The sequence below is a fragment of the Brevibacillus sp. NPDC003359 genome, assembly GCF_042878995.1.
Lineage (GTDB): Bacteria > Bacillota > Bacilli > Brevibacillales > Brevibacillaceae > Brevibacillus.
In genome coordinates this window covers 37212-51448 of record NZ_JBIAOR010000018.1, presented here as the reverse complement: position 1 = coordinate 51448, position 14237 = coordinate 37212, and the positions used below count along the sequence as shown (strand labels likewise).

Annotated in this window: 15 protein-coding genes; 14 read left to right on the top strand and 1 reads right to left on the bottom strand. The window is 48.1% G+C overall.

What is annotated here, in order from left to right; genetic code table 11:
* Positions 1-123 precede the first annotated feature (123 nt).
* The 8 genes from rnmV (at position 124) to spoVG (ending at position 5208) form a co-directional block, all read left to right on the top strand.
* Positions 124-672, top strand: coding sequence for a ribonuclease M5 (gene rnmV / locus ACFYU8_RS27460; RefSeq protein WP_390305874.1), 549 nt, complete (start codon positions 124-126; stop codon positions 670-672).
* A 3-nt stretch (positions 673-675) separates the two neighbouring features.
* Complete coding sequence (rsmA, locus tag ACFYU8_RS27455) at positions 676-1569, top strand: 16S rRNA (adenine(1518)-N(6)/adenine(1519)-N(6))-dimethyltransferase RsmA (RefSeq protein WP_390305801.1); 894 nt, start codon at positions 676-678, stop codon at positions 1567-1569.
* 216 nt (positions 1570-1785) lie between these two features.
* Positions 1786-2058, top strand: coding sequence for a biofilm formation stimulator Veg (gene veg, locus ACFYU8_RS27450; RefSeq protein WP_005830485.1), 273 nt, complete (start codon positions 1786-1788; stop codon positions 2056-2058).
* A 118-nt stretch (positions 2059-2176) separates the two neighbouring features.
* Positions 2177-2356, top strand: coding sequence for a small, acid-soluble spore protein, alpha/beta type (locus tag ACFYU8_RS27445; protein ID WP_017246937.1), 180 nt, complete (start codon positions 2177-2179; stop codon positions 2354-2356).
* A gap of 217 nt (positions 2357-2573) precedes the next feature.
* Positions 2574-3452, top strand: coding sequence for a 4-(cytidine 5'-diphospho)-2-C-methyl-D-erythritol kinase (gene ispE / locus ACFYU8_RS27440; protein ID WP_390305799.1), 879 nt, complete (start codon positions 2574-2576; stop codon positions 3450-3452).
* Positions 3453-3507: 55 nt separating this feature from the next.
* A complete protein-coding gene (gene purR, locus ACFYU8_RS27435; RefSeq protein WP_007719934.1) occupies positions 3508-4341 on the top strand; it encodes a pur operon repressor in 834 nt (277 codons plus the stop codon).
* A 6-nt stretch (positions 4342-4347) separates the two neighbouring features.
* Entirely contained in the window at positions 4348-4728 is a 381-nt protein-coding gene (locus ACFYU8_RS27430) for a RidA family protein (protein ID WP_017246939.1), read from the top strand.
* 192 nt (positions 4729-4920) lie between these two features.
* Positions 4921-5208, top strand: a complete 288-nt coding sequence (gene spoVG, locus ACFYU8_RS27425; RefSeq protein ID WP_007719936.1) for a septation regulator SpoVG — start codon at positions 4921-4923, stop codon at positions 5206-5208.
* Positions 5209-5263: 55 nt separating this feature from the next.
* Here spoVG and ACFYU8_RS27420 read toward each other — a convergent pair whose 3' ends face one another.
* Complete coding sequence (locus ACFYU8_RS27420; RefSeq protein ID WP_390305797.1) at positions 5264-6280, bottom strand: CobW family GTP-binding protein; 1017 nt, start codon at positions 6278-6280, stop codon at positions 5264-5266.
* Between the two features lie 195 nt (positions 6281-6475).
* Here ACFYU8_RS27420 and glmU point away from each other — a divergent pair, with 195 nt between their 5' ends.
* The 6 genes from glmU to mfd all read left to right on the top strand — a co-directional run bounded on the left by glmU (position 6476) and on the right by mfd (position 14197).
* A complete protein-coding gene (gene glmU / locus ACFYU8_RS27415; RefSeq protein ID WP_390305796.1) occupies positions 6476-7861 on the top strand; it encodes a bifunctional UDP-N-acetylglucosamine diphosphorylase/glucosamine-1-phosphate N-acetyltransferase GlmU in 1386 nt (461 codons plus the stop codon).
* Between the two features lie 22 nt (positions 7862-7883).
* Positions 7884-8834 carry a ribose-phosphate diphosphokinase gene (locus ACFYU8_RS27410; RefSeq protein WP_007726399.1) on the top strand — a complete coding sequence of 317 codons (951 nt, stop codon included), beginning with the start codon at positions 7884-7886 and terminating at the stop codon, positions 8832-8834.
* 92 nt (positions 8835-8926) lie between these two features.
* On the top strand, positions 8927-9535 hold the full coding sequence (locus ACFYU8_RS27405; RefSeq protein WP_390305795.1) for a 50S ribosomal protein L25: 609 nt from the start codon (positions 8927-8929) through the stop codon (positions 9533-9535).
* 105 nt (positions 9536-9640) lie between these two features.
* Positions 9641-10210, top strand: coding sequence for an aminoacyl-tRNA hydrolase (pth, locus tag ACFYU8_RS27400; RefSeq protein WP_390305793.1), 570 nt, complete (start codon positions 9641-9643; stop codon positions 10208-10210).
* Positions 10211-10271: 61 nt separating this feature from the next.
* Positions 10272-10502 carry an anti-sigma-F factor Fin gene (locus ACFYU8_RS27395; RefSeq protein ID WP_007726431.1) on the top strand — a complete coding sequence of 77 codons (231 nt, stop codon included), beginning with the start codon at positions 10272-10274 and terminating at the stop codon, positions 10500-10502.
* Positions 10503-10648: 146 nt separating this feature from the next.
* Positions 10649-14197: a transcription-repair coupling factor gene (gene mfd, locus ACFYU8_RS27390; protein ID WP_390305791.1), complete on the top strand. Its 3549-nt coding sequence runs from the start codon at positions 10649-10651 to the stop codon at positions 14195-14197.
* Positions 14198-14237 lie beyond the last annotated feature (40 nt).

The following is a 14237-nucleotide window of genomic DNA, read 5'->3' as shown; positions in this document are numbered from 1 at the left end:
ATAAGCTGTTTGTTAGTTAGACGATCCTTATTTACCAAATGTTTCATGTAATTTGGGCTTTGGGTACGGTTTTTTTTGGAACACTAGTATTGTACCGACTTTGTACGAAAGTAGGAGCACATGATGAAGATCAAGGAAGTCATCGTGGTGGAAGGACGAGATGATACCGCAGCAATCAAGCGTGCGGTTAATGCCGATACGATTGAAACTGGCGGTTCTGCCATTCATAAAAGAACGATTGAAAAAATCAGGCTGGCGCAACAAAAACGCGGTGTTATTATTTTTACAGACCCTGATTATCAAGGGGAGCGCATCCGTAAAATTATCAGCAAGGCGGTTCCAGGCTGCAAGCACGCGTTTATTACCCAGGAGGACGGGACCAAAAAGGGCGACATCGGCGTCGAAAACGCCACACCTGACGTGATTATTCGTGCGCTCTCAGAAGTGCGTACCGAAATGGCGGAAACGGCTGGAGAGATTACTTCTGACGATTTGTTGACAAATGGCCTTACGTCCGGAGTAGATGCCAAAGAACGTAGAATCAAGCTGGGAGAAGCATTGGGGATCGGGTACGCCAACGCGAAACAAATGCTGCAGCGTCTCAATGCCTTCCAAATCAGTCGAGCAGAATTCGAAGCGGCCATTACGGCCATCAACAAAGAGAGGGAGTAAGCCATGACCCAAATAGCGGGCAAGGATATTGCCACACCTACGCGCACAAAAGAAATATTGGAGAAGTACGGCTTTTCTTTTAAGAAGAGTCTGGGCCAGAACTTCCTGATAGACACCAACATTTTACATAACATTGTTTCAGAGGCAGACCTGACCAAGGAAAAGGGCGCGATTGAAATTGGGCCCGGTATCGGTGCGCTGACGGAGCAATTGGGACGAGCAGCCAAAAAAGTGATGGCGATCGAAATCGACCAACGTCTTTTACCTATTTTGCAGGACACGCTGTCACCCTATGAAAATATCGAAGTCGTTCATGGGGACGTATTAGAGCTGGATCTGAAGAAGTTAATAGAAGAAAAGATGGCAGGAGTGGAAAAGCTGAGCGTAGTGGCGAATCTGCCCTACTATGTGACGACACCGATCCTGATGAAGCTGCTGGAAGAGAGATTGCCTCTCGAAAACATCGTGGTTATGATTCAAAAGGAAGTGGCAGAGAGAATTGCAGCCAAACCAGGAACGAAAGATTATGGCTCTCTATCGGTCGCAGCTCAATTTTATGCAGAAACAGAAGTAGCGATGATTGTGCCTGCTAGTGTGTTTATCCCGCGTCCAAATGTCGACTCGGCAGTGATTCGCTTAAAGGTAAGAGATCGTCCACCAGTAGAAGTAGACGATCAGGATATGTTTTTCCGGGTGGTACGCAGCTCGTTTGCACAGCGCCGTAAGACATTGTTGAACAACCTAATGAACGGACTGTTTCCTAAAACCCAAAAGGATGAAGTAATACAGATGCTCACTGACATCGGGATCGATCCGATCCGGCGTGGTGAAACACTCAGTTTGGACGAATTTGCCCGCCTAGCGAACGAAAGTATGCGCCGCGGACTGATTTCGTAAATCGTGTAGACGACCCCCTTATTTTTGGGCGAGATCCCCCAAGAATGGGGGTTTTTGCTTATTTAAGCCCTTTATGCATATCTTTTGACAAATATCTACGTTTTTTATGAAAAAAACCCCGTTGACAAAATATCTGCAGGGTTGCTATAATTTTTTATTTCTTTGACAAAATATAAGGGAGCTGTTATACTAGATGTAAGCGAGGTGGATGGAACAATGGCAAGAAACGCGTTACTTGACATTAAACGTAGTTTAGACGGACACATTGGTGAGCGCATCCTGCTGAAGGCTAATGGCGGTCGCCGCAAAACCGTTGAACGTAGTGGCATCCTCGAAGAAACTTACCCATCTGTGTTTGTGGTAAAGCTGGATGACGACCAACTCTTTGAGCGGGTATCTTACAGCTATGCTGACATCTTGACGGAAACAGTAGAATTGACGGTGTGCCGCGAAAACGAGCACATCCGCATCACATTTGTACAACAGTAGAGCCCTTTTGGGTTCTACTGTTTTGTTTTTTATATCGAAAAGCTCTGAACATTTGGGTGATGCAATGAAAAAGGACTGCGTGGAGCACACTAAGCCTGTCAACGAGAAGGAGGGTGCTATGGGTCGCAGACGAGGACTGATGTCAGAGCAGTTTAAGATGGAACTGGCCAAAGAGCTTGGGTTTTACGATACGGTAAAAGCCGAGGGTTGGGGGGGCATCACGACACGGGATGCGGGTAACATGGTCAAGCGCGCTGTTCAGCTTGCTGAGGAAGCGTTAGCCGCTAAGCGATTGTAACGTTTGGGTTTTATCGTAGGGACGTTTCTCACCATATAAACACTCGTTGACAAGGCCGGGGCATCCCGGCCTTTTTTCAATTAAAGAGAGCTGAATTTTCGAAATACCCATAATGATCTCGATCCTATTCTTTTTAATTGATCAAGTGGCATGGGTGAGTTTTCCTATGCTACAATAAGAAACTAGGAAATTTAGAAAGTAGGCAGAGGTGAACTACGTGCGTATCTCGGTCAAAGCTCCGGCCAAAATTAATTTGACTCTCGACGTGCTTGCCAAACGGCCGGACGGTTATCACGAAGTAGAAATGGTGATGACAACCGTAGACTTGGCAGATCGTGTGGACATGACTCTACGCGAAGATGGTGAGATTACGCTGGACTGTTCTGCCAGCTTCGTACCGGATGATATCCGTAACCACGCATATAAAGCGGCAACGCTCATGAAAGAAAAATTTAAAGTACGCCAAGGCGTACACTTGTATATCGACAAGCAAATTCCGGTTGCGGCTGGACTGGCAGGCGGGAGCAGTGATGCAGCAGCAACACTGCGCGGCTTGAACCAATTGTGGAATCTCGGACTGACTAGAGATGAGTTGGCTAAAATCGGTGCGGAAATTGGCTCTGATGTGCCATTTTGCGTTTATGGAGGAACAGCGCTAGCGACAGGGCGTGGCGAACAGATTGCGCATCTGGGAGCGCCTGCACCGTGTTGGGTCATTCTAGCGAAGCCGCCTATCGGGGTATCTACACCGGATGTATACGGAAACCTGCGTGTGGCTCAGATCGATAATCATCCAGATAATAAACAAATGCTGCAAGCCATCGCGACTCAAGACTTTTCACTCATGTGCCACTCTCTTGGGAATGTGTTGGAGAACGTCACGCTCTCGCTCCATCCACAAGTAAAGCAGATCAAGGATCTCATGGTCGCTTCGGGAGCAGATGGTGTCCTGATGTCTGGTAGCGGTCCTACTGTGTTTGCTCTTGTGCAAAAGGAAGCGAAGGTGCATCGGATCTACAATGCGTTGCGAGGTTTTGTCAAAGATGTGTTTGTTGTCCGAATGTTAGGCGCTCAAGATGGGGAAATACTTGCATAAACCCGTATGGAAATGATACATTAACAGCATAATATTCGGTTTTGGAGGAAGAGCCATGAAGAAATTGCGCAGAAGTGCACGTCTGGTTGACATGACGCAGCACTTGCTCGCCCATCCCCATACGCTGACTCCTCTCACTCTGTTCGCGGAACAATACGGCGCAGCGAAATCATCCATCAGTGAAGACTTGTCTATCATCAAAGAGGCTTTTGAAGTCCAAGGGGTAGGCTTGTTGAAAACGGTGGCGGGAGCGGCAGGCGGAGTGAAGTATATTCCACAGGTAAAGACGGAAGAGGCCCTTCACTTCATGCGCGAACTGATCGGTCAACTCGCTAATCCAGAGAGACTTTTGCCAGGTGGATACTTGTACATGTCCGACATTCTCGGGAATCCACAAACGATGGCGAAGATTGGAAAGCTCTTTGCAACCGCTTATGCGGATAAAAATGTGGATGTCGTCATGACGGTGGAAACAAAGGGGATTCCACTTGCGTATGCGACGGCTATGTTTTTGAATGTGCCTGTTGTGATTGTGCGTCGTGACAACAAGGTGACGGAAGGTTCAGTAGTGAGCATTAACTATGTATCGGGTTCCAGTAAACGGATTCAAACCATGTCACTCGCTCGCCGCGGTTTGGCCGAGCAGTCTCGCGTCCTCATTGTGGATGACTTTATGAAAGCTGGCGGGACACTGCGGGGCATGATTGATCTGTTGCAGGAATTCCGTGCAACCGTAGTAGGATGCGGCGTACTGGTAGAAACGACAGCGGATGTATCTGAACGTCTGGTAGATGAATATGTATCGCTTGCAAAACTGCAGGATGTAGACTTCAAGGGCAAGCAAATCGAAATAGAGCTGGGCAGTTTTTTTGAAAATAGAGGGGAGTAGATAGGTATGGCAATCTCTTTTGTTTCAACTGACAAGGCTCCTGCCGCTATTGGTCCTTACAGCCAAGCTGCAAAGGTAGGTCCATTTCTTTTTGCATCGGGTCAGATTCCTCTGCGTGCAGACGGCACTTTGGTAGAAGGTGACGTCGTGGAGCAAACCCATCAGGTTTTTTCCAACATTCAAGCGGTACTGGCAGAAGCCGGTGGCAACCTGACGAACGTAGTGAAGGCGACTGTATTCATCAAGGACATGAATGATTTTGGCCAACTGAATGAAGTGTACGGCCACTATTTCGGCGATCACAAGCCAGCTCGTTCCACTGTGGAAGTGGCACGTCTGCCGCGCGATGTAAAAGTCGAGATCGAAATTGTAGCTTATATCGAATAGTGAAAATTGGAAAATAGCCTAATGCCACGCGCGTTAGGCTATTTTTTGTGTGATTGTAGAAAAACTTCCAAAAAATGACATATAAACATATTTATATATTTTTTCAAATATTGCATAATGGTAAGCAGGAATATTTACCCAGCGGGTGGAAATAATCCTAAACGCGTTACATAGATAAAGGGAGTGAACTAGATGGAAGTAACAGACGTAAGACTTCGTCGAGTGAATACGGATGGTAGGATGAAAGCGATTGCATCCATTACAATTGACCATGAGTTTGTGGTTCATGATATCCGTGTCATTGACGGAAACAATGGTATGTTTGTAGCTATGCCGAGCAAGCGCACGCCAGACGGAGAATTCCGTGATATTGCCCATCCGATTTCTTCGACTACCCGTGAAAAAATCCAGGCAGCAGTTCTCACAGAATATGACCGCGTAGGTCAAGAGGAAGAAAGCACTATCGAAGCTGGTGCTTAAAAAGTCCTTATACTCAAAGCACCCTGTCACATGCGGCAGGGTGCTTCGGCGTCCGTTAACCATAACATTTTTTTAGGTCGTTCAAAATAATTTCTCGGTCCATGCCTTCCCCGATGAAAACAGCCACCATTTTGGGGCCGAAATTTTCAAAAGGGAACAGGAGCACCTGATTATCGGTATGTTGAAAAGAGATCAGTTCGGGCTTTCCGTGGAACTGGACGTAGCCTTTTGCCCGATAGACGTTTTTGGGGAGATCGTATAGAAAGTCTTCGAATTTTTTCGCGTCTACGGGTCCGGTGAATGCATAGGAGAACGTTTCGATACTATTGTAGAGAGAGGGCGGGCTTGTTTTCAGGCCAAGGGATTGCTTGAGCCTGTCCATCGTTGACATTCGGCCGATGCTTTTCTGTACGGCAATGGGGCGGTTCGTCTCATTGTCGAGCGACCGCTCATGGATGGTGCGTTTGACAGACAAAAGCCGGGAGACTTCTATTTCAGCCTGAACAGTAGAGTGTATGGTTGCAGTCGGATTGATTTCACTGAGCTTTTGCTTGACCCGCTCTACGACATCAGGACTGGTCAAATCGGTTTTGTTCAAAAGGAGCAGGTCTGCGTAACGCACTTGGTTTCGAATCGTTTTGACCAGAGTGGCAGTCGAGGAGAATCGTGAGTTGAGGTCCAGAAAGCGAGAGGCGTCGACAACACTGATGGTCCCTTTTAACTCCAGTTGATCATACAGCTCTGGATGGGTAATCGTATCGATAACATCAAGCGGATCGGCTACGCCAGTAGTCTCGATCAGGATTCGGTCTGGCGCAATGGCGTTCATAATATCTTTCAAGCTTTCTGTGAGCTCACCCTTGATCGAGCAGCATATGCAGCCATCGAGCATTTTTTGGACGGGAAAGCCGAAGCCTTGCAATTGTTCTCCATCGATATCTTCCTCCCCCATTTCATTCATCAAGACGACTACCTTCTGGTCTTGGATGCGCAAATGAGTCAGCCATTTTTGCAAAAGGGTGGTTTTTCCGCTCCCTAAATATCCAGTCAGCAAGTATACCTCTGCGCTCATCTAATCCTACCTCCTTCAAATAACCCCTTTCGCCCAACAATATATCACATTTCTTTCAGAAAATTAAATGTTGTCTGCCTTGCGTCTAACTACTGGCAATGCAAGGAATCGTCGATAATCATGTATCGATTGTCTTGAAATTCACATACGAATTAGGATATAGTCATTGTGGAACTTCTACGATGGAGGGTTGACATGTCTAAGATCCATGCCGTGGTTCTGGCTGCTGGTCAGGGTACACGGATGAAATCGAAGCTGTACAAAGTCCTGCACCCTGTGTGCGGAAAGCCTATGGTTCAGCATGTAGTCGATACGATGGCGTCCATGCAGGTTCAGGATATCGTTGTCGTCGTAGGTCATGGTGCTGACACTGTCCGCGCCAAACTAGGCGAAGACGTCACTTATGCACTGCAAGAAGAACAGTTGGGAACGGCACATGCCGTTTCGCAGGCAGCGCCGTTTTTACAGGATAAAGAAGGAACTACGTTTCTTTTATATGGAGACGTTCCACTCTTGTCAGCGACTACGTTGTCGGCCTTGCTGACCTATCACGAGGAGCAGCAAGCGGCTGCAACCGTATTAACTGCCGTGTTACCTGATGCAACAGGTTATGGGCGTATCGTGCGCAATGAGGCGGGCGAAGTATTGCGAATCGTGGAACATAAGGACGCTACAGAAGCGGAACGGGCGATCAGTGAAATTAATACGGGCATATACTGCTATGACAACCGAAAATTATGGAAAGCCTTGGCGGAAGTGAAAAATGACAACGCACAAGGCGAATACTATGTAACAGACGTTGTCGGTATTTTGCGTGATGCGGGTGAAAAGGTAGTCGGATTTGAAGCGATTGACCCGGAGGAAACGATGGGTGTTAACGATCGTGTACAGCTATCAGAAGCAGAAGCCTACATGAAAAAGCGTATTATGACTGGTCACATGCGAAATGGTGTGACAATCATCGATCCAGCTTCTACGTACATCGAAGCGGATGTGAAGATTGAGGCAGATACCGTGATCCACCCAGGCTCTTTCCTGCGTGGACAAACAACCGTTGGAGCTGATTGTGTAATCGGACCCCAAGCGGATCTGACGAATGTAGAAGTAGCGAGTGGCGTGGCCATTTCTTACTCGGTGATGGTTGATTCGAGTGTGGAAAGCGAGTCTTCTGTAGGGCCATTTGCTTATGTTCGACCAGGAACACAGATTGGAAGCAATGCTAAAATCGGTGATTTCGTGGAATTGAAAAATGCGAAAATTGGTGACGGTACGAAGGTTCCTCATCTCAGCTATGTAGGAGATGCAGAGATCGGAGACGGAGTCAATATTGGCTGTGGAACGATTACAGTTAACTACGATGGTGCAGTGAAGCATAAAACGACAGTAAAAGACGGCGCATTCATCGGTTGCAACAGCAATCTGGTGGCGCCCGTTACAGTTGGACAAAATGCTTATGTAGCTGCTGGCTCGACCATTAACCAAGATGTGCCGGATAATGCGCTTGCGATCGCACGTGAGCGTCAAGTCAATAAGATCGATTACGCGAACAAAATGCCTCGCAAGGGCAAAAAGCAATCATAAACGGGAGGTTCTTGAGAAGATCATGGCTAACTACCGCGACCCAAAACTGAAGGTATTTACGTGCAACGCAAACCCGGAACTGGCAAAAGAAATCGCCGAACACATCGGTGTACCACTCGGAAACGCACAAGTAGTGCGCTTTAGTGATGGCGAATGCCAACTCAAACTCAATGAAAGCGTTCGCGGTTGTGACGTATTTGTCATTCAGCCAACGTCTGCTCCCGTAAATGAGCATTTGATGGAGCTTTTGGTCATGGTCGATGCATTGAAACGCGCTTCGGCTAAGAGCATTAATGTGGTGATTCCTTACTACGGTTATGCTCGTCAAGATCGTAAGGCACGCGCTCGTGATCCGATCACGGCGAAGCTAGTTGCTAACCTGATTGAGACGGCTGGTGCTCAACGTGTCATTACGATGGATCTGCACGCAACACAAATCCAAGGCTTCTTCGATATTCCAGTTGATCATCTGCTGGGTGTGCCTATCTTGGGTAAACACTTCTCTGAAAAAGGTCTGAAAGATATCGTTGTCGTATCTCCAGACCACGGTGGAGTGACCCGTGCTCGTAAATTGGCAGAACGTCTGGAAGCGCCTATTGCCATTATTGACAAACGTCGCCCAGAACCAAACGTAGCCGAAGTAATGAACATCGTAGGTAACATCGAAGGTAAAACAGCGATCATCATCGACGATATCATCGATACAGCTGGAACGATCACACTGGCTGCAAGTGCACTTGTAGAAGCAGGCGCACGTGAAGTATATGCATGCTGCACGCACCCAGTTCTGTCTGGTCCTGCTATCGAGCGTATTGCTAACTCGAAGATCAAGGAACTGATTGTGACCAACTCGATTCCGCTGACAGAAGAACAAATTATCGATAAGATTACCGTTCTTTCCGTAGCGCCAATCATTGGTGAAGCAATCATTCGTGTTCACGAAGAGCTTTCCGTAAGCAAGTTGTTCGATTAATATACCAATCCCCATTTCGGGGATTGAACTAAACCTCCGATGGACAAGCTAGTGAGGAAACTTTTACTAGCGGTCCGAAGGAGGTTTTTTTTGTGGAACAATTACAGGCACAGTCTCGTGAGAAAAAGACAGGCAATGCTGTAAAGGTACTTCGCAACGAAGGTTGGGTTCCCGGTATCATGTACGGCAACGAAGTGGGCAATAAGCCGATTCAGGTCAAAGGAAGAGAGCTGGATGCTGCCCTGCGTCACCAGTCGACGAACAAGCCATTCCGGTTGAGAGTAGACGGGGACACGCACGATGTCATGGTTTATGAACTGCAACGGCATCCGCTGCAGGGGAACATTTTGCATGCAGATTTCATGAAGATCAATATGAATGAAAAAATACACACGTCTGTCCCTGTCCTCATGACAGGAGATCCGGAGTTGGGTGTAGCTACTCTTGTCCGCCACAGTGTGGAAGTTACTTGCTTGCCAGGTAATATACCAGAATCGTTCTTGGTCGATGTCGACGGGTTCAACATCGGGGATGTCGTATTGGTAGCTGATCTGACTGTACCGCCAGGAGTGGAGCTGGGGCTTGATTCCACGGAAGTGCTGATCAGTGTCTTACCGGTTAAGGTCAAGTCCGAAGAGTCGATTGATGCGGAGAAAGAAGCAGAAGCAGTAGCCGAAAAAGCAGGAACAGCAAACGAATAAAATCATGGCATGAGAAAGAAGGGCGAGGTGATTTCATCTCTGCCCTTTTCCTTTTGTTCACGTGACCATTCGAGTACAATGGGGAGAGAGTAGGAGGGAATAAGCGTGAAAGTCATAATTGGATTGGGCAATCCCGGCAAAAAATATGAAGACACCAGACATAATGCTGGCTTTATGGCCATAGATAAGATTAGCGACAAATGGGGAATTCCTGTTACGCAAAACAAGTTTCGTGCACTCGTTGGCGAAGGCAGAATCGAAGGCGAGAAGGTACTGCTGGTGAAGCCGCAGACGTACATGAATCTCTCCGGTGAATCGGTAGCGGAAGTCCTCAAGTTTTACAAGCTGATTCCGGACGATCTCGTCGTCATCTACGACGATCTTGATTTGCCGACAGGACATCTTCGTCTGCGAGAAAAAGGCAGCGCTGGTGGGCACAACGGTATCAAGTCGATGATTCAGCATTTGGGCACACAGGAGTTTAAACGAATCAAGGTTGGAATCAGTCGTCCAGAACCAGGGCGGAGCGTCAGCGACTATGTTTTGAATACGTTTCCAGTGGCGGAAAGAGCCGACATTCAAGAAGCGGTGAGCATCGCCGCTGATGCATGCGCTATGTGGACAAGAGAATCGTTTTTAAAGGTCATGAACCATTACAACAGCTTGAAAAAGTAGTATGATTTCCCACCCAATCGTCCATACTAAGCGATAGAAACAGTATGGGGGTGGTATGTGCATGAGCATACGCTATACATGTCGTTGCTGCGGCATGAAGATTGCAGAATTTGACGAATCGCAAGTAACAGAAGCGCAGCTCGGGTTTGATTCCTTGACCCCGGAGGAACGTGCTCTTATAATATCGAGAGAACAAAGTGGAGATACGGTCGTCAGCATCACGTGCGACTATTGCCGTGAAGCGCTGATTCAGCATCCAGAGCTTTCGCTAGTGGGAAACCCACTTCAATAAGTGGATACGCATTAGGAAGGCTTGCACTGACAAGGCCTTAGCTTGGGGAGCTAAGGCTTCTTTTCGCATGGCTGACCTGCGGTTGTTGTGAACGTAAGCGAGGCTCTGATTTTAGTTGAGAGAAGAATTAGAGAGGGGATTAGTGAATGCAAGTCATCATTAACCCGATGAAACAGGACACGAACGTCGGGACAATCGTGGCTGGTTTGGAGAAGGGGCTGCATGAGCAGCTTGTCTCTGGCTTAGCTGGTTCCGCCCGGCAAGTATTAATGGCGTCATTACAACAAATGTCAGATCGTCCGGTCTGCGTAGTGACGCATAACATGTACCAAGCACAAAAAGTATACGAAGACTTGATCGAGTTGGTTCCCGCTGATCAGGTGTTGCTTTATCCCGGTAATGAGCTGATTGGCTCTGAGCTTGCCATTGCCAGCCCAGAAATGCTGGCGCAGCGAATTCATGTATTCAACCGTCTGGCCCAAGGCTTTACGGGTTTTTTGGTTGCACCTTTTGCAGGCTTGCGTCGCTTGGTCGTTCCCCCGCAAGTATGGAAGGAAGCACAGATTCAGCTATCCGTCGGCTCTGAGCTCGATATCGAGGCCTTTTTGCTCCGATGTATTGAGCTTGGCTATGAGCGCGTGGACATGGTCGAGCGCAAGGGAGAAATGAGTATTCGCGGTGGCATTATCGACTTGTATCCGATCGATTCGGAGTGGCCGGTGCGGATTGAGCTTTTTGATGTGGAGATCGACTCGATTCGTACGTTTGACATGCTCTCCCAACGGTCATTGGAATCCGTGCAGACTTATATTCTCGGTCCGGCAAAAGAAATGATCGCTTCGACTCCGTTATTGCAGGAATCGGCTGTTCGCTTGGAGCAAAAGCTTGGGGAAACCATCGCCAATATGAAGGATGGGGCTGCCAAGGAAAAAGTGATGGAGCGAATCGGGTCTGATGCAGAGAGAATGAAGCAAGGACAGCGTATTACGCAGCTGTATTCGTACATCTCCGTCATTTACCCGACTGGTGATACATTATTGTCCTATATGCCGTCCGATACTTTACTGATCGTTGATGAGCCCTCCCGTGTGTTGGATACGGCAGCGCAATTGCAAAAAGAAGAAGGGGAATGGCTGACAGGACGCATCATCCAGGGCGAGTATATGTCCAATCTCAGCCTGTCGCGCACGTACGACGAGATCGTGTCGACGAAAAAGCGCCAGATCGTTTACCTCTCGCTGTTTTTGAGACAATCACCGAAGACCCAGCCGCAAAACATCGTAAATCTAACTTGTCGTACTATGCAAAACTTCCATGGACAGATGAACGTGCTGAAAACAGAGCTGGCCCGTTGGAAGAAGTCGCAGGATCAGATCGTCTTTGTCGCAGCTGATTTGGAGCGTGCAAAGCGACTGGAGCGTGTCCTGCATGACTACGAAATGGAAGCGGATGTTTTAACAGAAGCAGTGGAGACAGTACCTCCGGGGCGCCCTACGATCATTTTAGGAAACCTCCAGACAGGTTTCGAGCTGCCATTAAACAAGCTGGTAGTCATTACAGAGGGTGAAGTATTTACAGCGAAGCAGCGCAAGGCACGCAAAGTTCAACAGACGATGAACAACGCGGAGCGTATTAAAAACTACCTTGAGCTCAAGCCCGGTGATTTCGTCGTGCACGTGAATCACGGGATTGGAAAATACCTTGGAATTGAAACCAAGGAAATTCTCGGAATTCATAAAGATTACCTTCATATTCAATACGCAGCAGGCGACAGTCTGTTTGTTCCGATTGATCAAATCGACCATGTGCAGAAGTACGTGGCGAGCGAAGAAGCACAGCCGAAGATTTACAGCTTGGGCGGCAGTGAGTGGAAACGGGTCAAAAATAAAGTCCAGTCGTCTGTAAAGGATATTGCTGAAGATTTGATCAAGCTGTACGCTGCTCGCGAATCGGCTGTCGGTCATACATTCTCTCCCGACACGACAGAGCAGCGTGAATTTGAAGCGATGTTCCCGTATCAGGAAACGCAAGACCAGCTCCGCGCGATTTCAGAAGTCAAAGCGGACATGGAGCGCAAACGCCCGATGGATCGCCTCGTGTGTGGGGACGTGGGTTACGGGAAGACAGAGGTTGCGATTCGTGCTGCCTTCAAGTCTGTCATGGACGGAAAACAGGTAGCCCTTTTGGTTCCAACTACGATTCTGGCTCAGCAGCATTACGAGACGTTCCGTGAGCGTTTTGCGGAATATCCAATCCGCGTGGAGGTATTGAGTCGATTCCGTTCGCGCAAAGAGCAGAATGCCACGTTAAAAGGACTGAAGGAAGGCACAGTCGATGTCGTCATTGGTACGCACCGTCTGCTTTCCAAAGACCTGACATTCCGCGAGCTCGGTCTGCTAATCGTAGACGAGGAGCAGCGCTTTGGTGTGAGCCACAAGGAGAAGTTGAAGCAGATCAAAACGAATGTGGATGTCATGACACTCACCGCTACGCCGATTCCACGTACCTTGCACATGTCGATGCTCGGTGTGCGTGATTTGTCTGTTATCGAAACGCCGCCAGAAAATCGTTTTCCGGTGCAGACTTATGTGATGGATTACAGCCCTGCTCTCGTTCGCGAAGCGATTGAGCGCGAGATGGCTCGTGATGGGCAAGTGTTCTTCCTCTACAACCAAGTACAAGGAATCGAACAAATGGCGGAGCAGATTTCGATGCTCGTTCCTGACGCGCGCATCGCTGTGGCGCATGGGCAAATGAACGAAAGCGAGCTGGAAGGCGTCATTCTCGACTTCTTGGAAGGGAATTTTGACGTATTGGTCAGCACGACGATCATTGAGACCGGGGTGGACATCCCGAACGTCAATACGCTGATTATTTACAATGCGGACAAAATGGGCTTGTCCCAGCTGTATCAGTTGCGTGGACGTGTAGGTCGTTCCAATCGAATTGCTTACGCTTACTTTACGTATCAACGGGACAAGGTGCTGACAGAGGTAGCGGAAAAACGTCTGCAAGCCATCAAGGAATTTACCGAGCTCGGCTCTGGTTTCAAGATCGCGATGCGTGACTTGTCCATTCGTGGAGCGGGTAATTTGCTGGGCGCGGAGCAGCATGGTTTTATTAATACGGTCGGGTTCGATTTGTACAGCCAGATGCTGAAAGAGGCCATTGATGAGCTGAAAGGCGAAGTCAAACACGAAATTGTCACACCTGTGGAGATCAATCTGCAACTGGATGCCTATATTCCGTCGATGTACATTACGGACAGCCGACAAAAAATCGAGATGTATAAAAAGTTCGTCGCGGTGTCTACATTGGACGACGTCGACGATTTGTCAGAGGAGCTGCTAGACCGTTTTGGACCAGTTCCGAAGCCGGTTGATAATCTTTTGACCATTTCCCGTTTGCGTGTTTATGCCTTGAAACACCACATCACCGAAATTAGCCAAAAGAATCCGGACGAGATTAAATTGTTCCTGCACACTAGTCAGAACAACAACATCGATGGTGGAGCCCTGTTTGCCCTTACCAGTAACTGGGGCAAGAGGGTTGGGCTGTCGGGTGGACAACAGATCACGATTGCTGTTAAAGTAAAGGGGTTAAAAGAAGATGAGGGCGTGCAGTTGGTTGAAAAGCTGCTGCGCCAATTTCACCAGGTGCGAAGAGACACTGGTACGGAAAGCCCTGTGTCTTAATTGACAAAATGGGCTTGCCCGGGAAGGGAGAACCTTATTT